This window comes from Massilioclostridium coli (assembly GCF_900095865.1).
GTDB lineage: Bacteria > Bacillota > Clostridia > Oscillospirales > Ruminococcaceae > Massilioclostridium > Massilioclostridium facile.
This window is the reverse complement of the sequence record NZ_FMIZ01000007.1, coordinates 1651199-1672355: the sequence shown is the minus strand read 5'-3', so window position 1 is coordinate 1672355 and position 21157 is coordinate 1651199. Positions and strand designations below refer to the sequence as shown.

Annotated in this window: 23 protein-coding genes and 1 other annotated feature; of the genes, 9 read left to right on the top strand and 14 right to left on the bottom strand. The window is 38.4% G+C overall.

Going from position 1 to position 21157, the window contains the following annotated elements; translation table 11 throughout:
* Window position 1 precedes the first annotated feature (1 nt).
* From BQ2683_RS12580 to BQ2683_RS12550, 9 genes are all read right to left on the bottom strand, one after another.
* Window positions 2-490 (bottom strand): siphovirus Gp157 family protein, encoded by a 489-nt coding sequence (locus BQ2683_RS12580; protein WP_069989400.1) that lies wholly within the window; start codon window positions 488-490, stop codon window positions 2-4.
* Window positions 491-502: 12 nt separating this feature from the next.
* The gene (locus BQ2683_RS13305) at window positions 503-973 is read right to left on the bottom strand and encodes a hypothetical protein (RefSeq protein ID WP_141720222.1); all 471 of its coding nucleotides are present in this window, start codon (window positions 971-973) and stop codon (window positions 503-505) included.
* 102 nt (window positions 974-1075) lie between these two features.
* Complete coding sequence (locus BQ2683_RS12575) at window positions 1076-1309, bottom strand: hypothetical protein (protein ID WP_069989399.1); 234 nt, start codon at window positions 1307-1309, stop codon at window positions 1076-1078.
* Window positions 1310-1322: 13 nt separating this feature from the next.
* A complete protein-coding gene (locus tag BQ2683_RS12570) occupies window positions 1323-1520 on the bottom strand; it encodes a coiled-coil domain-containing protein (RefSeq protein ID WP_069989397.1) in 198 nt (65 codons plus the stop codon).
* Between the two features lie 2 nt (window positions 1521-1522).
* Window positions 1523-1729, bottom strand: a complete 207-nt coding sequence (locus BQ2683_RS12565) for a hypothetical protein (RefSeq protein ID WP_069989395.1) — start codon at window positions 1727-1729, stop codon at window positions 1523-1525.
* Window positions 1726-1932, bottom strand: a complete 207-nt coding sequence (locus BQ2683_RS12560) for a helix-turn-helix domain-containing protein (RefSeq protein ID WP_069989393.1) — start codon at window positions 1930-1932, stop codon at window positions 1726-1728. Before BQ2683_RS12560 ends, BQ2683_RS12565 begins: the two co-directional genes overlap by 4 nt.
* Complete coding sequence (locus BQ2683_RS12555; RefSeq protein WP_069989391.1) at window positions 1919-2143, bottom strand: helix-turn-helix domain-containing protein; 225 nt, start codon at window positions 2141-2143, stop codon at window positions 1919-1921. Before BQ2683_RS12555 ends, BQ2683_RS12560 begins: the two co-directional genes overlap by 14 nt.
* Entirely contained in the window at window positions 2133-2303 is a 171-nt protein-coding gene (locus tag BQ2683_RS13480; protein ID WP_159427386.1) for a hypothetical protein, read from the bottom strand. The genes BQ2683_RS12555 and BQ2683_RS13480 overlap by 11 nt, the downstream gene beginning before the upstream one ends.
* Window positions 2304-2318: 15 nt before the next feature.
* Complete coding sequence (locus BQ2683_RS12550) at window positions 2319-2501, bottom strand: hypothetical protein (protein ID WP_069989390.1); 183 nt, start codon at window positions 2499-2501, stop codon at window positions 2319-2321.
* Window positions 2502-2567: 66 nt separating this feature from the next.
* Here BQ2683_RS12550 and BQ2683_RS12545 point away from each other — a divergent pair, with 66 nt between their 5' ends.
* Window positions 2568-2810, top strand: coding sequence for a hypothetical protein (locus BQ2683_RS12545; protein ID WP_069989388.1), 243 nt, complete (start codon window positions 2568-2570; stop codon window positions 2808-2810).
* A 40-nt stretch (window positions 2811-2850) separates the two neighbouring features.
* On the opposite strand, the gene BQ2683_RS12540 is transcribed toward BQ2683_RS12545, so the two are convergent.
* Complete coding sequence (locus BQ2683_RS12540; RefSeq protein WP_069989386.1) at window positions 2851-3159, bottom strand: hypothetical protein; 309 nt, start codon at window positions 3157-3159, stop codon at window positions 2851-2853.
* A gap of 142 nt (window positions 3160-3301) precedes the next feature.
* On the opposite strand from BQ2683_RS12540, the gene BQ2683_RS12535 reads away from it, so the two are divergent.
* Entirely contained in the window at window positions 3302-3697 is a 396-nt protein-coding gene (locus BQ2683_RS12535) for a helix-turn-helix domain-containing protein (protein WP_069989384.1), read from the top strand.
* 22 nt (window positions 3698-3719) lie between these two features.
* On the opposite strand, the gene BQ2683_RS13475 is transcribed toward BQ2683_RS12535, so the two are convergent.
* Together BQ2683_RS13475 and BQ2683_RS12530 are read right to left on the bottom strand one after the other, a co-directional pair.
* A complete protein-coding gene (locus BQ2683_RS13475; RefSeq protein WP_159427385.1) occupies window positions 3720-3884 on the bottom strand; it encodes a hypothetical protein in 165 nt (54 codons plus the stop codon).
* Window positions 3885-4106: 222 nt separating this feature from the next.
* Window positions 4107-4805 (bottom strand): LytR/AlgR family response regulator transcription factor, encoded by a 699-nt coding sequence (locus BQ2683_RS12530; protein ID WP_069989383.1) that lies wholly within the window; start codon window positions 4803-4805, stop codon window positions 4107-4109.
* 409 nt (window positions 4806-5214) lie between these two features.
* Between BQ2683_RS12530 and BQ2683_RS12525 the strand changes: the two genes are divergently transcribed.
* Window positions 5215-6699 (top strand): recombinase family protein, encoded by a 1485-nt coding sequence (locus BQ2683_RS12525; RefSeq protein ID WP_069989381.1) that lies wholly within the window; start codon window positions 5215-5217, stop codon window positions 6697-6699.
* A 970-nt stretch (window positions 6700-7669) separates the two neighbouring features.
* On the opposite strand, the gene BQ2683_RS12520 is transcribed toward BQ2683_RS12525, so the two are convergent.
* Complete coding sequence (locus BQ2683_RS12520) at window positions 7670-12991, bottom strand: beta-L-arabinofuranosidase domain-containing protein (RefSeq protein ID WP_069989380.1); 5322 nt, start codon at window positions 12989-12991, stop codon at window positions 7670-7672.
* Window positions 12992-13937: 946 nt separating this feature from the next.
* Window positions 13938-14183 (top strand) — a binding site (T-box leader).
* Window positions 14184-14338: 155 nt separating this feature from the next.
* Between BQ2683_RS12520 and ilvA the strand changes: the two genes are divergently transcribed.
* From ilvA to pepD, 4 genes are all read left to right on the top strand, one after another.
* Window positions 14339-15541, top strand: a complete 1203-nt coding sequence (gene ilvA / locus BQ2683_RS12515) for a threonine ammonia-lyase (protein WP_069989376.1) — start codon at window positions 14339-14341, stop codon at window positions 15539-15541.
* Window positions 15519-16454: a radical SAM protein gene (locus BQ2683_RS12510; protein WP_069989374.1), complete on the top strand. Its 936-nt coding sequence runs from the start codon at window positions 15519-15521 to the stop codon at window positions 16452-16454. Before ilvA ends, BQ2683_RS12510 begins: the two co-directional genes overlap by 23 nt.
* Window positions 16455-16570: 116 nt before the next feature.
* A complete protein-coding gene (gene pduB / locus BQ2683_RS12505; protein WP_069989372.1) occupies window positions 16571-17281 on the top strand; it encodes a microcompartment protein PduB in 711 nt (236 codons plus the stop codon).
* Window positions 17282-17310: 29 nt separating this feature from the next.
* Window positions 17311-18789, top strand: coding sequence for a beta-Ala-His dipeptidase (gene pepD, locus BQ2683_RS12500; protein ID WP_083256492.1), 1479 nt, complete (start codon window positions 17311-17313; stop codon window positions 18787-18789).
* Window positions 18790-18901: 112 nt separating this feature from the next.
* Here the strand turns inward: pepD and BQ2683_RS13300 are convergent, their stop codons facing one another.
* Window positions 18902-19450 (bottom strand): DUF6560 family protein, encoded by a 549-nt coding sequence (locus BQ2683_RS13300; RefSeq protein ID WP_141720221.1) that lies wholly within the window; start codon window positions 19448-19450, stop codon window positions 18902-18904.
* A gap of 569 nt (window positions 19451-20019) precedes the next feature.
* Here BQ2683_RS13300 and ruvC point away from each other — a divergent pair.
* Both ruvC and ruvA read left to right on the top strand, forming a co-directional pair.
* Window positions 20020-20520, top strand: a complete 501-nt coding sequence (gene ruvC, locus BQ2683_RS12490; RefSeq protein ID WP_069989368.1) for a crossover junction endodeoxyribonuclease RuvC — start codon at window positions 20020-20022, stop codon at window positions 20518-20520.
* An 18-nt stretch (window positions 20521-20538) separates the two neighbouring features.
* On the top strand, window positions 20539-21156 hold the full coding sequence (ruvA, locus tag BQ2683_RS12485; RefSeq protein WP_069989366.1) for a Holliday junction branch migration protein RuvA: 618 nt from the start codon (window positions 20539-20541) through the stop codon (window positions 21154-21156).
* The last annotated feature ends 1 nt before the right edge of the window (window position 21157 follow it).

Here is a 21157-nt window from a genome sequence, read left to right as displayed (position 1 = left end):
ATTATTTCACCTGCAATTTCACATTTTGAATTAATTCTGCACCGTCTAGTGCTTTGCCATCTTTAAGAACTGCCCCAACATCCTTTTTAGATACCTTTACTTCATATGTAGCAAATTCAGGATATTTTTTTGCAAACTCTGTTTCATTGGTGATTTTTACGGCGGTTGACTTTCGAAAACTCAACTTGTTTCTTGCTGTTTCCAGTTTCGTTTTCCCTGTTGATTGTAAAGCCTCTGACAAGTAATTTGTAAGGGCTTCAATTCTATTTTCTTTGGCACGATTTCTCGCCATCAGGTTTTTATATTCTTGCTTGATGGCTTCGGATTCTGCCTTTAAATTTTTGATAAGGCAAGCTATGTTGTCTACCTTTTCCGTAAATTCTCCCTCTACAGCTTCCAATGTATCTTGGATTGCTTCCTCTGGGATTTCGTCATTTTCTATGCACTCTAATAATTGTGCATAAGTTTCTTTTATTTCATATAAGGTCACTTGACATCCTCCTTACTCGCTATACAATACGATTCTTGCCAACGCAATTGCAGCAAGATATTCTCGTTCGTATTTCGTCCCTTTATGCACGGTTTTAACACGCTCCTCAAATTCCTGTGCTGTACCAAAAAAGCAGCCAGCACGTACATATAACCCCTCATTTGACCGGATAAAATATGTTTTTCGCAGCTCGCTGCCTATGCGGTCACAGGCAAAGTATGTGCAACCGGTTAAGCCCTCTAGGCTGCAACACTCACCAAAGCTGCAACACTCACCAAAGCTGCAACACTTACCAAAGCTGCACCACTTACCAAAGCTGCACCACTCACCAAAGCTGCAACACTCACCAAAGCTGCAACACTTACCAAAGCTGCACCACTCACCAAAATATTTTATTTGACTGTAATCCCCTGTGGGGCAGAATTTAACCCCATATTCATTACGTGGTAAAGCGTCAAATTCTTCTTGCGTATATATTTTCATTTTATTCTCCTGTTGACATTTTCCTTATACTAAGTTACAATAATAGTGTTGTATTTTGTTAATTGCTCTTGCATACGGTGCCAGCCGTTGCAGGAGCTTTTTTTATGCTGCATGGTTGTCGACCTCTTCTTTTGATTTTTTATGCAACCGGATTGCTTGTGCTATCCGTGGTATCCAGATAACAGCTACTATCATTGCCATGCCGATACCACAACGTATTAGGCATTCGGCGAAAGATATACTAAAGTTATCGCTTGCACCTAATGCTCCTTGGATCAATAGTACACCGAGGACGATTAAGGCGACTTGTCCGGTTTTTATGATGATTTGTTTCATGGCTCCTCCTATCCTATTTCTGTATTAGCGATCGTAGGATCGCATTTTCTTGTTCCAGCTCTTGCAATCTGCGTTTTAGCTTCGCTTTTTCCCCACTACGGCTAAACCATTCTTCTATTTTGCCCAGTATTGGGGATGTGCCGTTTTCATCTGGCGCATAAATCCAATAGCTTGTATTATTGGGGTCAATGCCAATTTCACTAGCTATCATATCTATAACCTCTCTATAACCTCACATGCCGCTTGTGCCCGCCTGAAAAATAGATCGTTATCTCGGTCTTTCATCTGGCAAAATTCCGCGAGGGTTTCCGCCGAAAAAGTATCGTATCTGTAAGGGTCGTTTCTTTGTGTCATCACCCCCTCATATTTGTCAAGGAGCGCTATTTCTTCGTCGTTGATTATGTAGTGTTCGTGTTTCATTGTTTCCCTCCTTCCAGCCGGATCGGGTCTACATTGAGTGCTCTGGCTATTTTTATAATGGTGTCTTTTGACACACTTTGCTGGACGTTGGTAACGGCAAGTTGTATCGTCTTGGTTGATACGCCGCTTTCCCTTGATAATTCCGCCATTGTCATTTCGTGCGCCGCCATTAGGCTTATGAGCAGCTTGTTATTGATCTTCATATTGTTGTTCTCCTTCTTTTTCAATCAATTCTGATAATTCAACATCTAGCACTTCCGCGATTAGTTCCGCCGTGGACTTACGGCAGTTGCCACCATGCTTGATTAGCCGTGTAAACGTTATCGGCGAGATACCAGTGATTTCTGACAATCCGGCTTGTGTCAATTCCTCTTCTTTTAATTTTTCCAAGAAAAATTTTTTATTAATCTTCATTGGTCTCCCTCCAATGTACTTTTCCATCGTCTCCCCGGTAGAGCTGCCCGCTCTGCCAGGCTTCTACGATTTGTTCCGCTAAGTGGCGGCAAAATAGTTTAAACGCCGGTCCCTCACTATAATGATATGGGGCTCTTGGTATTTCTTTTTTTGTTTCCATTGTTTCCACCTCTTTCTACGCTGGTTTGGTTGTTATCATTGCCAAACAATCCTCGAAACCTTTGATGTAGTTAAGGGCATCTTTTTCTCCTTCATCTTCAATCTTTATAAGGCTTTTTACCAGCTTTTCTGTTCGTTCTAATTTTTTGGGGTCAACAAACAGTTCGATGTTTGTTTTTCGCTTCGCATTTTTACTCATATTTTCACCTCCTGTTGAACCCCCTTTCAATTTGTAGTAAAATGTTGGTAGAAGGGGGGTGATTTTATGAAAATTACATTTGATGATGGAAAAGAATTTGATTTAGAATCTGCTTATCGCGATATTGCTGCTGAGTATGTTTTCCGTAATTTTGAAAAAGATTTGGAAAAAGGAATCCATGACAAATTAAATTATTCTCAAAAATTAGAATTTCTGTTAGAAGAATATGCAAAAGCGTATGGATGCTTGTCTAGAATGGACACTACTCATATTGCTAACTTATTGCGATATGAGAACCCAGACAAATAAGCTTCGTCCCTGGTACTGTCCCATAGTGCCAGGGATATTTTTATCGCTGTCGGGATTCCCACACAAATTCTTCCGCTGAAGCATTGTCATATTTTTTATCTAGTTGTTGTTCGACATCCTTAAATGCTTGTTTAATATCAGCAATTGTCGCACCGGAGTTTTTTACTATTCCCATTACTCTTTCAGCAAAGCACTTGCTTTTAGTGGACTTTTCGCAATCTAAGATATATCGTCCAACAGCTTGTTCCAAAGCTACTACTCCGCCACCCCAATCCTTTTCATTCTTTTTGATTTTTTCGATTTCTGTGATAAGGTCCATTGGCAGTGGGATTGTTTTTGTTGGTAACATTGTTTTCACCTCCTTGTCATTCGCTTAGCTATAATATAACATAGCTTAGATTAAATGTCAAGCTATTTTTTATCGCTTAGCGAATTTTTTTATTGACTTTCTGCTTATCGCAAAGTATAATAAAGACAAAAGAGGTGACATAATGAACGAAAGAATTTTGGAAATTATTAAAACGTTAGGAATCAAAAAAACTGAATTTGCAAAAAGGTTAAATTTATCTCAGCCATATGTTTCTGAATTATGCTCAGGAAAAAAACTCCCTAGCGACCGTACCATAGCGGATATTTGCCGCGAATTTAATATTGACGAAAACTGGCTTAGAACTGGGGAAGGAGAAATGCGCATCCAATTAACAGAAAACGCCCAGTTTGATTTGGTTTGTCAAGAATTAAAATTCTCCGGCAAACATGAAGTAATTAAACAAATCTTAATGGTATATTGGGATTTGCCAGACGATAAAAAGGATATCGTTGATAAATTGGTAGAAGATATCGCTGAAAAAATCGTAAAAGGAAAGCAACAAAAAAAGCCCGAGTAAAAACTCGGGCGATATAAAACAGTTATTTTTTGTATTTGTGAAACGCTTTTTCAAATTGCTTTACTGTTGTAAGTAATTCTTTGAGAAATTGCTCATCATCACAATTGCGATTGATGATAGTTTCAATTTGCTTAATAATTTCGGATTCCAGGCGCAGTTGTCCCTTGGTTTTATTGTTTTGTTTCATGTTTATGTACGCTCCTTTTAACCCTAGCGCTAGCGATTTTTGTATTATTTTGTTATATTTTGTAGCTACAAGTATATTGTAGCATGAATTTTACATCGTGAACGCAAATGGGCTTAAATTGCCGGATCATAGGGCTTGAACGGGTTAAAAGTGTGAATAAACAGTAAACAAAATTCAAAAAAGTGCTTGTTTATGAATTAAAATATAATAAATTTATTCTTTTTACTTATATTTTTTTATAATCTCTGTCACATGTCGTTGCGATAATGGTAATTTAACGCCGTTATCCAATAAAACTGTATTTTGATGGATTTCGTGGACGTGTTTAACGTTAACAATACAAGATCTATGGCAAAAAACGAGGTATCCACAATCTAACTCGCTGTATAACTCTTGTAAGCTTTTCCTTATTTTGAATACGCCATCTAACGTATGCAATTTAGCCCCATGGTGTACAGCTTCTGCGTATATGATACGCCTTTTTAATATGGATTGTTCGTGCCCATATCTAGTAATAGTGTAGTACGTATCTAATTCTCGGATATTTTTTAATTCTCCCAAAACTTCTTTTACTACGCCGTGAATTTTGCTGGTGAAATCTAGCTTGGTAAGCAACATAAATGGGTGATATTTGTATGATGGATAAATTAACCCTCTGTGATGGGTAATGAATACCGCTAAAATATCCGGCTTTAACTTCCGTAATTGCAGCAAAGTTTCGTATCCATTGATTTTGGGCATGTCAATGTCCAAAAATACAATGTCATACAAAGCGGATTCATGCTGTGTTAACAACTCGATCCCGCTAGTGTAATAATCAATCTGAAACATATAATCATATTTTTGCAATTCATCTCGTATTTTCTCGGCAATCAGTTCCGAAAAAATACGTTCGTCATCGCAGACAGCTATATTTATCATAATTATTAATCCCTCCATATAGTAGTAATTAGTATATGGAGTTAATTATAATATATAACGTTTTGTTGGTGCCGGCAAAACGATAGCAATTGATTTTTATACGCCAAGGAGATATAATATTTATATAAACGTAAACCCTTGGCAGTAAACCTTCCACCATACGGGAGAAGTTGAGACCAAAGGTTTTTGTATAGCAGAGGACGGAACGGGCAGCCGTCGCCCATTGTTAGGAGATGCGGGAGTGCCGCCCCGCCTGCTATACCATTTTGTTGATATTAACAAAATGGTATAAAAAATAACCCCCAGTGTTGGCACACCGAGGACTATTTTTTATTATTTACACAATTATTTGTTAGTACACTTTTATTATACCACACATTGGTGTAATATGCAAGCAGAAAGGATTAAGATGAAAGCAGTAATATACGCCCGCTATAGCAGCAACAATCAAACAGAGCAGAGCATAGAAGGGCAATTGAGGGTATGCAATAATTACGCCCAGTCACACGGTATAACTGTGGTAGGCACTTATATTGATAGAGCCTTATCAGGGCGCACAGATAGGCGGCCAGAGTTCCAGCGGATGATTGTGGACGCTGAACGGGCAAGTTGGGACATTGTACTTGTATATAAGTTTGACCGATTCGCTCGCAGCATGTACGATGATAGCCGCTACAAAAAGCACCTGCAAGACTACGGGAAACAGGTAGTATCCGCTTCCGAGCATATCCCTACCGGAGCAGAAGGAAAACTGGCAGAAGGAATGTTGGTGGTATTTAATCAATATTATTCCGAGGAGTTGGCGATCAAAACCCGTAGGGGGATGAAAGAAAGCGCCTACAAATGTCAGGTAACCGGGAACCCGCCGTTCGGGTATTATAATGGGAAAGATAAAAAGTATCATATTAACGACCTGGAAGCGGCAGCAGTGCGGGAAATATATACCCGCTATGCGGCAGGGGATAAGGTACAAGATATTATTAACTGGCTTACTGACCATGGATACAAAACCAGGTTAGGTAAGCAATTTAACAAAAATACAATATCCAATATGATCCGTAATCCTAGATATAAGGGTACTTATATATATGATGATATTATAATAGAGGGTGGTATGCCCGCTATTATAGAAGTAAAAACATGGGAGACAGCGCAAAGGAGGCTTGAAATGGCTAAATCAGGGACATCAAGAAGAAAAGACGTGTACATGTTGACGGGCAAAGCCTATTGCGGTGAGTGCCACGAGGCCATGAACGGGGAAAGTGGCGTAGGGCGCAATGGCACACTATACCGATACTACAAATGCAGCGGCCGCAAAAAGGGGACAGGCTGCACCGCTGAAACAGTACAAAAAGATGTATTAGAACAGACCGTTATCAATCATACACGGTCATTGTTTGGCAACGATAAGACAGCACACAAAATAGCCGCCGAAGTAGCTAGGCAGCTGCAAGACCTTAGAGATAATAATACCGCTGCCAAAGCAGCGGCAAAAGCTCTTGAGGATACCAATAAGGGTATCAATAATATTTTGGCAGCAATAGAGCAGGGGATATTTACAGCCGCCACAAAAGACAGGCTGGAAGAACTGGAAAGTAAAAAAGTCCAGTTGGAAGAAACGCTGGAAATAGAATCTGCTAAAGCGCCGGACTTGTCCGCGGAAGATATCCAACAAATTATAAACAACATTGTCAAAAAATCTAAGAACGACCAGGCATTAATTGATACGTTTATATACCGTGTGTTTGTCTACGATGCCCATTGTGTGATTGTCTACCTTATGCCAGATTTCCCGCCAGAATTAGTTAGTTACGATGATATACAATCCATTTTAGCAGGTAGTGGTTCGCCTGCGGGTAAGGATGGGGAGCCAATAACAGAAACAGATAGGTAAAGAAATATTTACCTATCTGTTTTTTTGTTATATATTATTTTTTATAGATTGAAATACTTCAATCTAGTTGTAATATTTTATATTTGTAATTCCCCTTATTGTGTTTCGGTAGTGGATTCCTATTGATAGATAAATTTTGATTATTTTGGGAATTATTAGGCAATATGAAATTTAGTCTTAAAATTTCTTTTCAGTAAATAGATATTTTCTATAATTATAGAAAAAACTTCTTATAAACTATTTAATGATAACTATAATTATTTTAGTATTTATTTTTTCATAACTGTAATAATTAATTAAAACTACTAATTGAATTGATGATCTATACAAACTCTAAAAAGATACCATATGGGTGTATTTCTTATTAGTATGATGATGTACTGTGCAATTGACTTTTTATTCTGTTCAACTGTTTGTATATAATATCTTCTACACCAGAAGCAACGATTTCAATATTTGTATTTCAAATTGGTGTGTTTTTCTAAAATATTAGATTTTTTTCCTATGATATATTCTATGAATAAATAGGGTAAAATACTTTACTGGTATATGGAGATTGTTCTAGATATCTTTGTACTCCTATGGACTTGCATAACCTTTGTCAGATCCTATATTCTATATACTTTCTATCTATGATATTTTGACACGAATGCTATAGTGCAAAGTCATATGAAATATAATTTAAATACATGCACTAGATTACTATAAATAATGCGATATGATACTAAAATCGCCATTTTGAATCTGCTTAATTTTTTATATTGTTCATGGTAATTCCTTCTTTTACTTTGTAATGCAGCCGATAACTCTACAGCTATTTTAATAAAAATAGATATTCTTTTATCTAAAGATTTTTATTCTCACCGGCTAATCCGGGGTTTCTTTTTGATAAAGCTCCAAAAACAAGCCACTAATCTGAATAGATTAGTGGCTTAAATATTTTTTATTTATGAAGGAGATGTCAAATTAATTATTTTTTCTTTTTCAGGGTTACTACTGCTACGCCTGCCAATACCAGTGCTATTACTCCTGCGATTGGAGCAACATCACCTGTTTTGGCTGCGTTTGCTTTTGTTGTGGTAGATTCTTGCCCTGTTTGTGTACCGTCTGCTTTATTGTCATCTGGTGTTTCGGTAGATGGTTTTTCTACTGCTACCAGACCTTTCATTGCTTCTTGTACTCTTTCTACTGCTGCGTCTACTTCTTCCTGAGTTGCATCTTCGTTCGCCATCACTGCGTTTGCTTCTGCTACTGCTGCTTCCAGTACTGCGTAGCTTTCCGCTGTATATGCGTTTGCATCTTTGCCGTTGGCTTCCGCAATTACTTTTTCCAGGATGGATTTATCCGCTTTGTATCTCAGGTTCAGCATCGCATTTAACAGATTGGTTTCTACTGTTTCGATTTCTGCTTGCATTGCATTGTCTTTATCCGCTAATAAATCTTGTGCTGCTTTCAACGCTTCTAAGAATTCTGCCTGACCTGCTTCTACATAGTCATTCATGTCATAGCCTTCTGCCAAGGATACCAGAGCTTCTAAGGAAGTAATATCTCCTTTGACAAAGCCTAATTTATGGATTTCTGTCATCAATGCTTTCCATGCTGCATCTATTGCATCCTGAGTTGCTGCTGGATCAGCCGCAATTTCTTTTGCTGCATCCAATGCTGCATTAAAGGATTCCTGTACATCTGCGATAACATTGTTAAAGTCATCAGATGCTTTCTGTTCTTCTGCATATTTAATTACTGCATCTAAGATAGATTTATCTCCTTTGAGAACAACTGTAATGGTAGTATCTTGTTTAATATTGGTTAAAGTATACTCTGTCACAGCACCAATTGATTTACCATTCACTAAAATGTCTTGCAGTTCTTTACCATCTTTAACGGAAACTGTAAATGTAGTAGAGCCACCAAATAATACTTCTGAATCTTCGATTGTAACAGTCGCATAATTGTTTTCGATTGCTGTTACAGTATAACTTGGCATGTTTGGTGTATTGTTCCAAATTGGATTTCCACCTTGAACATATGGGATGTAATCCATAGTATGATTGATATTGAGCCAAGTTTCATAGTTGGATTTATCCTGACCACAACTAGCAAAGTCTACTAATTTAACTGGAATACCATTGATAGTTTTTGTTTCTGCAAACAACCAACATCCTTCTTCGCTTCCATCTACAACTTTCATATTTTCTAAGTCACTGGTTTGCAATGTAGCGCCACTAGCAGGCAGGAAGTTATAGTTAGTGTCATATGCAAGTAAAATTGGTCCATAGTAAACAGAAGTTTTACCCGCAAAATTCTTTTCGCCTACCCAATAATGTACTGCGATGTCTAGATTTAATTCTAAGGTATCTCCATTTTTCCATTCACGGTTCATGGTATAGTATTCTCCAGGAACCAAACCGCTAACAGATTCACCATTAATTTTTAATGTGTTTCCTTGCATTGCCCAAACAGGGATTCTCAAATTAAAGTTAAATGTTTCATTTTGTTCCAGATCCAATGTGATTTTAATTGCTCCATCTTTTGGATAATTAGTTTCTTGGTGAATTGTAATTGGATTTCCTGCTGGAGTATAGGAGTGAGCATGGGATGGACCATAATAATTTAAATATAAATCCGTATTATTTGTTAAAACGCCCCATTGTGATAATTCTCCTAAACCACGTGCTGCGTTTGCTTGGCAGCAGTTAAAATCTGGGGAACCACTGTTGTATTGAAATGCGATTTGTTCTTGAGATGAGCCTTTACTGCCATTCATTGGAGTATTGTAGGTAACTTGTTTGTCGTTATTTAACAAGGAGCCTAACATTCCATTGAAATAGGAGATTTCCATTTGGTCCGCTGCGAAGGAATCATGAGATAATTGTAAATATTCTGTGCTAAGAGCCATCCAAGCGACAGTACAGCAAGTTTCAATTGCACCAGTATTGTATGGATCTCCACAAGCTTGTTCACCACTGGTGAAACCTCCTGTATTATGCACATCTGTTTTTTGAATACTGTACCAGATATCCTGCAATGCATTGTAGTAGTTGTCATTATGGTCTACTTCATATAAAGTTCCCAATGTAATAATGGTGTGCAATGCTTCCCATCTTGGCAGTGGAGACTGATAATAATCGTTTCCATTTAATGCGTTATTTAGCCAGTCACCGGATCTTGGCCAGTCTTCTACTACAATCTGACGAGCTGCGTTGAGGTAACGTACATCACCAGTTTCTTGGTATAAAACAGCAAAACCATGGCTAATACCTAAGTTCATTGTCTGGCTTCCAGCAGAATCAAAAGTACGTCCGCCTTCTACAAAATACTTATAAACATAATCAGCAGCTTTTATTGCTGTATTCAAGTAAGTTTGGTTTCCTGTAATTTTATACCAGTTATATAGGCCATAGATGGAATGGTAATGTCCCCAAACATCCCAGTTGCTTCCTTGTCCGCCCATAACGGAATTTCCTGCATAGATTCCTAAATAACCATCTTTTCCTTGTGCGTTTGTCATAGCGTCCGCCAATTCATTTCCAGCAACCAATAGGTCTGGATCTGGATTTAACAAATAGCTATAGGAAATACCAGTCAATAATTTTCCTGGAAACTCATCATACCAAGCAACCAATGCCCCAGTATATTGGGAAGATTGTTTCAAGGAATCCATGTTCCAAACAGTTTTGAAACTATCTTCGGATGAAATTGCAACAGGAGCTGCTTCAGTTCCATTTACATTACCAACAATTGCAAAATTGTCTAAATAAAAGCTCTTGTCCACAGTATCCTCATTTGGATGGATTCTCAATTGGAATTGGTGAACGTCTTTTAAGTCAATTGTATGTTGTTCTTCTCCTAATTCATCCCAATACACTTCAAATACTTCTGGCGTCAGGGCGATTTTGATCCAACCTTTGAATTGAGCAGGAATCAAAAATGCACGATTGGATACAGTAGATTCTGTCCAGTTTACACCATCACCGCATAAATATGCTTTGGAACCGTCTTTCATCTGCCAGGATTCTCTTCCTTTTTTTCCGGTAATATTTTGTTCCTCAAAAGCAAATCGGAATTCCAGATTACCAGAGGTCATTTCGGTATTATCAAGATAGAACCAGACCTCTTTTGCACCAGTCCAATCGATTGTAGCAGTACTATCGCCAACAAATCGTACATCTGTATCAGCGGTAAGAGGTGTATTTTTTAGGCTAGTCCATTGGACAGCCTGTGTTCCATCATAGCCTTTGTACTCGTTAATATCCAATTTGTAAATACCTTGACCTAATGCTCCACTAGCATCGGATAAAATACTGCTTAATGCAATTTTTCCATCTCCTGCGGTTACGGATTCAATCTGTTCGATAATATTAGGGTTATCTTTTAAAGCATTTACTTGCCATTGGTCAATATTACCCTGAATATTTTCTCCAACATATCCTTCCAATCCAAAATCCTTTAACAAGCTAACTGCTCGTTCTGTGTCCGGTTTTGGCATAGTTGGAGCGTCAGGTGTTTCTGGATATTCTGGAGATGGTGGATCAATCGTTTCACCAGCATTTGGATCAGTTTCCTCGGATACGGTTACATTGATTTGAATTGTTGCCATACGAAGTTGTTCATCCGTTACCCGAACAGTAAAGGTATCAGTTCCAGAGAAGCCTTGATTGGGAATATACAACAACATACCAGAATCCTGATTGATATATGCCTGGCCATGAGCAGCACCAAATGTGCGGTAGGTCAACCTGCTGCTGGTTTCACTGGTCGCACTAGCATCGGTAATTGGAGCAGAACCATTTTTATAACAAGTTAAATTTGGATTGTTTAAAATGTTTTGGTTAAATATAGGAGCTCCTATTGTTGGATCAACAGGTTCTACTGGTAAATCCACGCCATTCACATTTCCTACAAATCCAAATCCATCTAAATAGAGAGTCTTGCCAATGTTGCTGTCATTGGAATTGACATGCATGTTAAATTGGTTAATAGAAGTATAACAAACTGTGGTTACATTTCCACCAGATGACCAATATTGAGTAAAGGTAGCATTGCTTAGTGGAATACGAACCCAACCTTTAAACCCTGCATCCAAAGTAATCAAGTTATTTTCTACTTTTTTGGTTGTCCATGCTTTACCATCATTTGTTTGGTAAGTTGTCCCATTTACCAGTTGGAGTGCATGTTGGAATCCATCTGTAGTATCTTCTTGGAAAGCGAACCGAATCTCTGTTGGTTGGTCTCCAAATTCGGTAGCATCCGCATAGAACCAAAGTTCTTCCGCGCCAGTACCATTGGTATCTTTTATTGTACAAGCTTCGCTCCATAAGCGGATATCCACATCGGAATTTGGCAAACCGGCTGTAGATTGATTGATTTTCCACGCCAAGGCAGAACTTCCATTGAATCCTTTGTCTTCGGAAACACTTAAATCATAATATTTGTTTAACATGCCATAGAAGTCGCCCAACATTCCTGGCAAATCGGTGATTCCTTCTACTCCCCACATTTCTTTATAGGAGTAATTTCCTTGTGAGGGCAGTTTGTCTGAAAAGCCTTGGCCAACAATGCCAAAACTATCTAAGTATGCTGTTTTATTTAATGTAGTATCGTTGCCCACAATGTGCATATTTAACTGATTTACATCTTTTAAATACATATCATCATAGCCATTCCAATATGCGGAAAAAGTAGACATATCCAGTGGAATACGAACCCAACCATTAAACCCTACTGGGAAAGTCATCCTTTGGCTACCATCCACTTCTCCTGGAATCCAGTTTAACCCATCATTATAATAGTATAATGCCCCTGATTTCATAGAAAGAGCATGTTGAACATTCAGGGATGTTCCATCTTCCTGATAAACAGTTTCTTGGAAAGCAAAGCGGATTTGTGGTTCCATAGTTCCATATTCCCTAAAGTCCACATGGAACCAAACTTCTTCTGCACCGGACCAATCTGTCTGCCTATTTTCTAATTCATGGTAACGTAGGTCGATATCGCTATAATTTGGGGAAGAAGCAGTATTGGTCCATGCAATAGCATTGCTGCCATCTACACCTTTTCCTTCTGCAATATCCAATGTAAAAATGTTATCCCGGATCATCCCATAAGCATCACCAATAGAAGCCCGAAGCTGTTCCCCTGTAACATCTTCCATTCCCCAAACTTCCTGGAACGTTTGGATGGGTTCAGATGGCGCAGCTGCGCTAACTGTTAAGCCTCCAGTTGCCAAGGATGATGCTAAAATTGCAGCAGCGGTTGCTGCGCTAATTATTTTGCGTAACTTTCGGTTCATTTTTGACCTCCTTTTCAAAAAAGCCTGCAAATTTTAATTTATTTCAATTTCCAATTTCTCTTTTTTTATTAGTTACAACCCTCCTTTAGAATGAAATAATCATTTTTTAGATTGGAAATGAAATGCGCCCAAAACATAAATTATGTAAATAATTACTATTTTCTTTTTTAAAATCGGTATAATTTATGTACTTGATTATATAATATATACAAAGTGGAGAAAAGTCAATTATTAATGAAAAAAATGATAAAAAGCGATAAAAAAATCAAAATCAATCGACTTACAATCATAAATAATCAAAATTAGGGTAAATTAACTTTCATAAATTGGATGATTTTTACCATAATTACTATTTTGGAAATATAGATATTATATGGATAAAAATATTATATTGAAACTATTTTTGGTTTAATAACAGTAGTTTAGATAATCAACTTTTATTTAATTAAATGTGAAAGTAATTATCAAATTGTTTGGATTGGATTTGGTTATAATCGTTATCAAAAATGGATGATTGTTTTTGATTGCAAAATGAGCATATTTTATTGTTATTTAACCGTTTATCAGTTTTTCAATTATATATTGACTTTTTATTTTATTTCAGTTAAACTTTAATTGTAAGAAGAAAACAGTTTTATTGCTAATAAAAAATAATATCTAGTAATAAAACAAACAAATTAGCTTTTTTCTTCTCTTTTCTCATTCTTTATATATTTTTTGAAAATTCATAAGCCCCATTTGTGAATTTTCATCCCTGCAATTGGAATTGTCTCCTTACCAGTTGCAGGGATTTTTTTATTTCGATATGATCGGCAATGAGGAAAACAGGGCTTACGTTAGTGATATAAGAAGGCTGGCGATATAAACCGAATACTTTTTATTAAATTATTTTAATTTTACTACTTGACAAATGGAAATAAAAAGAATAAACTAAATTTAGAATAATAAAATTGCGTTGAAAGGGAAGAAATCCAGAAACTTTGGTTCAGAGAGTTGCCGGATGGTGAAAGGTAACCCAAAATCTGCGATGGAAATCACCCTTGAGCAGCCAGCTGAAATTGAGTAGTTCAAGATTAAGCCAGGCCGGTTTCTCACCGTTAACAAGAGAACGTATTATTGGATACGGTTAAGGGGCTGCATTTTTTTGCAGCAAATAGAGTGGTACCGCGGAGTTATTGCCTTCGTCTCTTTGGATAGAGACGAAGGTTTTTTTATTTTCCTTTTATAAAATAAACCATTCCGTAACATAATTACATTAAGAAAACAATGTAATGTTTAAGGAAAATAATCTGACCAAAATATTCTTAATTGTATCGGCAAGATATCAAAAAGTGAGGATGGATTGTAATGTTGACTTTGGACAAAATTTATCATGCAGCTTATGTATTAAAAAATGTGGCCCGTAAAACAGATTTGATTTATGCCCAAAAATTGCGGCCGGACGCAAGGATTTATTTGAAAACAGAGAATTTACAGGTAACGGGGTCCTTTAAAGTAAGAGGAGCCTACTGTAAGATGGCAGAGCTTTCCGAAGAAGAAAAACAAAAAGGGGTCATTGCCTGCTCCGCCGGCAATCATGCTCAAGGAGTGGCTTTGGCTGCACAAAAAGGGAATATCCCTGCTATGATTTGTATTCCAGAAGGCGCCCCTATTTCCAAAGTAGAAGCAACGAAAAAATATGGTGCCCAAGTGGTTTTGGTCAAAGGTGCTTATGATGATGCTTACCAAAAAGCATTGGAATTGCAAAAAGAAACAGGGCGGACTTTTATCCATCCTTTTGATGATGATGAGGTCATTGCAGGCCAGGGAACAATTGGTTTGGAAATTCTGGATCAGTTACCGGATGTGGATGCAGTAATCGTACCAGTTGGTGGGGGCGGATTAATTGCTGGTGTTGCGTATGCCATCAAAAGTTTAAACCCCCATTGCAAAGTATATGGGGTGCAGTCTGCTGGTGCTCCTTCTATGTTTAACGCAGTAAAACATGGACATATGGAAGAACTGAAATCTGTTGCGACGATTGCCGATGGTATTGCGGTGAAAAAGCCAGGGGATATTACCTATGAACTCTGTAAAAAGTATGTAGACGATATTGTCACTGTAACAGATGATGAAGTATCCAGCGCAATTTTGGCTTTGATTGAAGAACAAAAATTGATTGCAGAAGGTGCAGGAGCAGTAGCTGTTGCGGCGGCTTTGTTCAATAAAGTAGATGTTGTTGGAAAACGGGTGGTATGCCTGGTTTCTGGTGGGAATATTGATGTGAATATTTTGTCCCGTGTGATTACCCGTGGACTATTAAAAGCAGGAAGGACAGCCAACTTTACTATTGCGTTGACGGATAAACCAGGGGAGCTGCAGCGGGTTTCTACCATTGTTGCTGATTTGGGCGCTAATGTGGTTGCGGTACACCATGACCGTGCGGGTGAAAACATGGCGGTAAACGCATGTTTCTTGAAACTGACGATGGAAACCCGTGACCATGAACAGGTAGAGGAGATCCGAAAAGCTTTGGTTGAGGCCGGATATGAAGTTACAGAAATTCACTGAGGAAGAACTTTGGGCTCTATTGAAAGAATGTCGACTTTGCCCCAGAAATTGTGGTGTAGACCGTTTAGAAGGGAAGCAAGGATTTTGCCGTGCGATTGGAAAAGAGATACAGGTGGCACGAACAGCCCTCCATTTTTGGGAAGAACCCTGTTTGTCTGGAACCGCCGGTTCTGGAACCGTCTTTTTTTCCCATTGCAATATGCAGTGCGTGTTCTGCCAAAACTATGAAATCAGCACACAGGATATTGGACAAACCATTGATGTAGACCGGTTAGTAGAGATATTTTTCCGTCTGGAAGAACAAGGTGCGTTAAATTTGAATTTGGTTACCCCAACCCATTATATAGTTCAGATTGTGATTGCCCTCCAGAGAGCTAAACAACAAGGGTTTTCTCTGCCGGTTGTTTATAATTGCAGTGGGTATGAATCCGTTTCCTCTCTGCAATTGTTGGATGGATTGGTGGATATTTATCTGCCGGATTTCAAATATTATGAGGAACAGCTTGCTTTGAAGTACTCCCACGCAAAGCATTATTTTACCTATGCGAAACAAGCGGTCCAGGAGATGATACGTCAAACCGGAATCCCCGTATTTGATTCGGATGGAAGGATGCTATCCGGCACAATTGTCCGGCATTTATTGCTGCCTGGTCAACTGGAAGATTCAAAAACAGTGGTACACTGGTTCGCAAAACACTGGAAGGACCAGGCGTATTTCAGTTTGATGAGCCAGTATACACCGCTATCCTGGGTAGAATCCTATTCAGAGTTAAATAGGAAGGTAACCCAGGAGGAATATGACGAATTATTGGAGTATGCCCTCCAAATGGGGTTGGAACATGTCTTTGTACAGGAAGGAGAAGCGGCCTCCGAAAGTTTTATCCCGTCTTTTCAAAACCAAACCTTGCTATAAAAGGCAGTTGTGAGAATTGGAGTTGATTTTTTCCCTTTTATCCGGTATAATAAAATTGATTTTATATGGAATGAATAGGATCTTTTACTGAATATTAAGAGAAGGATTTCGATACAATGACAAACATACTCAACCAACTGCCAGGTGTACCAGAATTTGTTGGGACTGCTGCTGCTGATACCATTGGGTTGGTAATCGCCAATGTGGATGAGCAACTGCGCAGTAGAATGAACTTGGATTTAACCTATCCTACCATTGGTTTAATAGGTTCCCGTACTGGTGCTGGCGCCCAGATTAAGGCTGTGGATGATGCCGCTAAAATGAGTAATATTGAAGTATTATCCATAGAATTGCCACGTGATACCAAAAGCGGCGGTGGACATGGTAACTTTATTATCATTGGAGGAAAAGATGTTTCCGATGTCCGCCAGGCAGTGGAACTTTCTTTAAAGTTGATTGACCAGAACGCGGGGGAACTTTATATCAGTGAGGCTGGGCATTTGGAAGTACAGTTTACCGCTCGGGCTGGGAAAGCAATTCATATGGCGTTTGGCGCTCCTGTTGATAAAGCGTTTGGTTTTATCTGTTCCTGCCCGGCACCGATTGGGATGGTTATTGCGGATTTGGCAATGAAATCAGCAGGGGTGGAACTGGTCAGTTATGGAACTCCAACCCAGGGGACCAGTTTTTCCAACGAAGTGGTTATCACAATCAGCGGGGAAGCGGATGCAGTCCGTCAGGCAGTAATAAAAGCGCGGGAAACAGGGATTCAACTTTTGTGTACCATGGGAGAATATCCCGACCCGGTAAAGACACCCTATTTATAAAGAAAAAACAAAAACGTTTTGGAGGCTTTATGGCATTCCCAAAACGTTTTTATCATATGGTTAGAAAGGTGATCGAAATGAGTATTGTATTGGATTATTTTAAGGAAATCGCTAAAATCCCCCATGCCACTTACGATGAAAAAAGGATCAGCGATTTTTTGATGGAGTTCGCAAAGCGGCATCAGTTGGAAGCGGAACAGGATGAAATGTACAATGTTATTATGCGGAAGCCATCTAATCTTCCAGGGTATCAGGGGCCAACTGTCATTTTACAGGCGCATATGGATATGGTATATGTTAGTGATGGTACCCGTTCCTATGAAGATGGATTGTTGCTGGAAGAAAAAAATGGCATGTTGAAAGCAGTAGGCACTACATTGGGAGCGGATAATGGCATGGCAGTTGCCTATTATCTGGCTGTTTTAGCAAGCGAAGATTTTTATTACCCTAACTTGGAAGTGGTATTTACAGTTCAGGAAGAGGATGGATTACGTGGTGCCGCTGGTTTGGATTATTCCAAATTAAAAGGAAGTTGTCTGATCAATATGGATTCTGAGGAGGAACAAACTTTTTGCACTGGGTGCGCAGGGGGAGTCAGGACACATATCAAACTTCCAGTACAGGATCAATCAGTATCTGATTTCGTGGGATATCATGTAAGCTTAGAAGGATTACAGGGTGGGCATTCCGGTATGGCAATCCATCTGGAGCGTGGAAATGCCATCCAAATGTGTGGCCGTATATTGCAAAAGATTCGGAAATACGCTTGTTTATCCAAAATTCAGTGTAAAGGCCATGCCAATGTTATTTCCCGTGATGCTAGTATGGTGTTGGCTGTTCGTCCACAAGATCAGCAAAAATTGCAGAAGGATTTACAGCAATTTGAAAGGGAATTTCAACAAGAATTACAGTTTAGCGATACAATTTCGATTGCTGTAAAAGAGTTGCCTTCCTCTGTTTCAACTGTATTTTCTTCTAATACTGTTGATGCTCTTGTAGGGTTGCTAACTTTGATGCCAAACGGTGTGTTGCACAACAACGCTGCAATGGAAGGTCTGGTGGAAACTTCCAATAATATGGGTTCATTGGAACAGTGTGGGGAAGCTCTTGTATTAACTGGCTCGATCCGTAGCAGTGTAGCCAGCAGGAAGCAGCAGGTAGTAAAGCAGCTTGAGGAACTAACCCGGTTATGTGGTGGTACCATTGAATTTTTTGGAGATTACCCACATTGGAGCTATCGTAAGGATTCTCCGTTGCGTGACACAGCGGTACAGGTATATCAAAAATTATATGGCAGGAAACCCGAAATTTTTGCTGTACATGCGGGTTTGGAATGTGGGTATTTTGCCCAGGCAATGCCGGATTTGGATATCCTTTCGTTTGGGCCGGATCTGCATTTTGTGCATACGGTAAAAGAATCCGCTGATTTGGCGTCAGTAGAACGGATGTGGAAATTTTTGAGAGAGTTACTGGCTACATTGGCAAATCATATCGAAACAAGCTGTTAAGCATGACCTTGTTTGCCTGTTTAAGATATTCCTAAACAGGCTTTTTACTTTTTTCTAGTATGACCCTATACAATGCATATTCATAGAGAATGGTTAAGGGGTTACTCAATGTTTAAAATCCAATCAATTTCTCTTTTTTAACTTGCATTTGAATTTTTTTTGCAAACCTATTATAGGAGATTTCCATATTTTCTACTATTAGTTTTTTTCCAGTAATTGTTTTGATAACGATTCTTTCAGAGTTTACCTGATTTTGCTTTACCTGACGTACTACAGAAGAAATTTCACTGAAAGTAAAAGAATAAGGTTTTTTAAAAAAAGAAAAAACGGTTATTTTTTCCCCTTTTATTACTACCTTCCAAGCAAGTGTTTTTAAAATCAGATATATCCCCAACCAAAAGAATAAACCAAAGATACAGTAAAAAATAAAATGGGGAAGTTCTTTTGAAAAGAATGTGAATCCAAGTAAAACAGCACACGATGTTATATTACATAGTATTCCAATTATTATAACTGTACTTGGAATTGAAACAGTAAAATTGTCATCGGAAATTGCTTTACCCGGTTTGTTTTCAGATTTGTGTGTTGATAAAAATGCTAGCGGCAAACAGACTGGAAGAAAAATTATGAATAAAATGATACCAATATTTATGGGTACCACCTCCTATTATGATAGATCAATAAAAGCATATAGTGTTAGTGCTATATTCCTATGAAACATTTAAAAATATTTTTTCATTATGGGCAGTAAACCTTTGATGTCGAAAGGATTGTAGTTTATTATTATGCCCACTGTAATAGTAAACTAGTATGCACTATTGATAACCTGTCATAGAAAACATATTTTCCAATTATTATAACTTAAGTTTACTATCAAATTTTTATTGTTGTCAAGAGTTTTTGTAATATTGAATGATATATTGGGAATTTTTAGTTAGAAAGAATATAGACAATTATTTAAGAATCCATTATAACAGTAGATTTATTTTCTGAATTTTTTGTCAATTTTATCATCTTTTTTCTAATGAAAATAATAGGTAAAAAATCAAAATAATTGTAACAAAAAATTAAAACCCAGCGTAAAATCATTGCGGGCTATTTTGATTTATGCTATAATAAAACGAATAGAGTTTTGTGTAAACTGAGGATTTCTCGGGTAAATCACACAAAGGACTGAAAGTGTATTTTAGTAAAATTCACAAATTTCTCCCTTAGAGATAGGAGATGTCAATGAAAATTATCGGAATTGACCCCGGTTACGCCATTGTGGGCTGGGGTGTTGTGGATTATCAACGTTCCCGTTTTACCACTTTGGATTATGGTGCCATTACTACCAAAGCGGGGATGCCATTTGAGCAGCGCTTGCTAACGATCCATCAGGAATTGGATTCGATTTTAACGATACATAAGCCGGATGCCATGTCAATGGAAAAGCTTTTCTTTACTACCAACCAGAAAACCGCTATTGATGTTGCTCAGGCGAGGGGAGTAATCCTCCTTTGTGCCACCCAACATCAAATTCCATGCTATCATTATACTCCCTTGCAGGTAAAACAATCGGTTGTAGGATATGGAAAAGCGGTAAAAACCCAGGTGATGGAGATGACCAAGAGGCTTCTGCATTTACAGGCTGTGCCTAAACCGGATGATACAGCGGACGCTTTGGCAATTGCTATCTGCCACGCTCATTCCGCTGGTTCCCGTCTAGCACAGTACGGTGCCCGTTACTAAGGGGGAAGGAGAGTCGAAATGATTTATAGTATTTCAGGGAACCTAGTGGTTTCTCAACCTGTAGACGCTTATTTTATTGTTGCGGTAGAATGTAATGGGATTGCGTACGAGATAAAAACTACCTTTACAACGGCTTCCCAGTGCCCGAAAATAGGGGAATCTGTTACCTTATATACCTATCTTCATGTCAGGGAAGACGCACTGGAACTGTTTGGATTCTATGACCAGGAAGAATTGCGCTGCTTTAAGATGTTGATTTCTGTTTCCGGCGTAGGGCCAAAGGCAGCATTATCTATTTTATCCAATGTAACCCCATCCCAATTTGCGCTGTGTGTTGCTTCTGGTGACAGCAAATCTTTAACAAAATCCAAAGGGATTGGTGGAAAAACAGCACAACGAATTGTGTTGGAGTTGAAAGATAAAATTTCTAAAGAGCAGTTATCCAGTAGTGTAGTAGCTGGAAAAGAAATTGAACTGCCTACTAATGCTGGAAATGCGGCGGAAGCTATTAGCGCATTAGTGGTGTTAGGATATTCTAAATCAGAAGCTGCCCAGGCACTCGCTGGAATTGACCCGTCAACTTCTGTAGAAGATATGATTCGGGTTGGATTAAAAGCATTGGCTACCATTCGATAAA

Bases quoted from the DNA above. Each gene is read 5' to 3' on its own strand.
- BQ2683_RS13305 (WP_141720222.1), bottom strand. From the start codon at position 973: ATGAAAATATATACGCAAGAAGAATTTGACGCTTTACCACGTAATGAA.
- BQ2683_RS12575 (WP_069989399.1), bottom strand. From the start codon at position 1,309: ATGAAACAAATCATCATAAAAACCGGACAAGTCGCCTTAATCGTCCTC.
- BQ2683_RS12570 (WP_069989397.1), bottom strand. From the start codon at position 1,520: ATGATAGCTAGTGAAATTGGCATTGACCCCAATAATACAAGCTATTGG.
- BQ2683_RS12565 (WP_069989395.1), bottom strand. From the start codon at position 1,729: ATGAAACACGAACACTACATAATCAACGACGAAGAAATAGCGCTCCTT.
- BQ2683_RS12560 (WP_069989393.1), bottom strand. From the start codon at position 1,932: ATGAAGATCAATAACAAGCTGCTCATAAGCCTAATGGCGGCGCACGAA.
- BQ2683_RS12555 (WP_069989391.1), bottom strand. From the start codon at position 2,143: ATGAAGATTAATAAAAAATTTTTCTTGGAAAAATTAAAAGAAGAGGAA.
- BQ2683_RS13480 (WP_159427386.1), bottom strand. From the start codon at position 2,303: ATGGAAACAAAAAAAGAAATACCAAGAGCCCCATATCATTATAGTGAG.
- BQ2683_RS12550 (WP_069989390.1), bottom strand. From the start codon at position 2,501: ATGAGTAAAAATGCGAAGCGAAAAACAAACATCGAACTGTTTGTTGAC.
- BQ2683_RS12545 (WP_069989388.1), top strand. From the start codon at position 2,568: ATGAAAATTACATTTGATGATGGAAAAGAATTTGATTTAGAATCTGCT.
- BQ2683_RS12540 (WP_069989386.1), bottom strand. From the start codon at position 3,159: ATGTTACCAACAAAAACAATCCCACTGCCAATGGACCTTATCACAGAA.
- BQ2683_RS12535 (WP_069989384.1), top strand. From the start codon at position 3,302: ATGAACGAAAGAATTTTGGAAATTATTAAAACGTTAGGAATCAAAAAA.
- BQ2683_RS13475 (WP_159427385.1), bottom strand. From the start codon at position 3,884: ATGAAACAAAACAATAAAACCAAGGGACAACTGCGCCTGGAATCCGAA.
- BQ2683_RS12530 (WP_069989383.1), bottom strand. From the start codon at position 4,805: ATGATAAATATAGCTGTCTGCGATGACGAACGTATTTTTTCGGAACTG.
- BQ2683_RS12525 (WP_069989381.1), top strand. From the start codon at position 5,215: ATGAAAGCAGTAATATACGCCCGCTATAGCAGCAACAATCAAACAGAG.
- BQ2683_RS12520 (WP_069989380.1), bottom strand. From the start codon at position 12,991: ATGAACCGAAAGTTACGCAAAATAATTAGCGCAGCAACCGCTGCTGCA.
- ilvA (WP_069989376.1), top strand. From the start codon at position 14,339: ATGTTGACTTTGGACAAAATTTATCATGCAGCTTATGTATTAAAAAAT.
- BQ2683_RS12510 (WP_069989374.1), top strand. From the start codon at position 15,519: ATGAAGTTACAGAAATTCACTGAGGAAGAACTTTGGGCTCTATTGAAA.
- pduB (WP_069989372.1), top strand. From the start codon at position 16,571: ATGACAAACATACTCAACCAACTGCCAGGTGTACCAGAATTTGTTGGG.
- pepD (WP_083256492.1), top strand. From the start codon at position 17,311: ATGGCATTCCCAAAACGTTTTTATCATATGGTTAGAAAGGTGATCGAA.
- ruvC (WP_069989368.1), top strand. From the start codon at position 20,020: ATGAAAATTATCGGAATTGACCCCGGTTACGCCATTGTGGGCTGGGGT.
- ruvA (WP_069989366.1), top strand. From the start codon at position 20,539: ATGATTTATAGTATTTCAGGGAACCTAGTGGTTTCTCAACCTGTAGAC.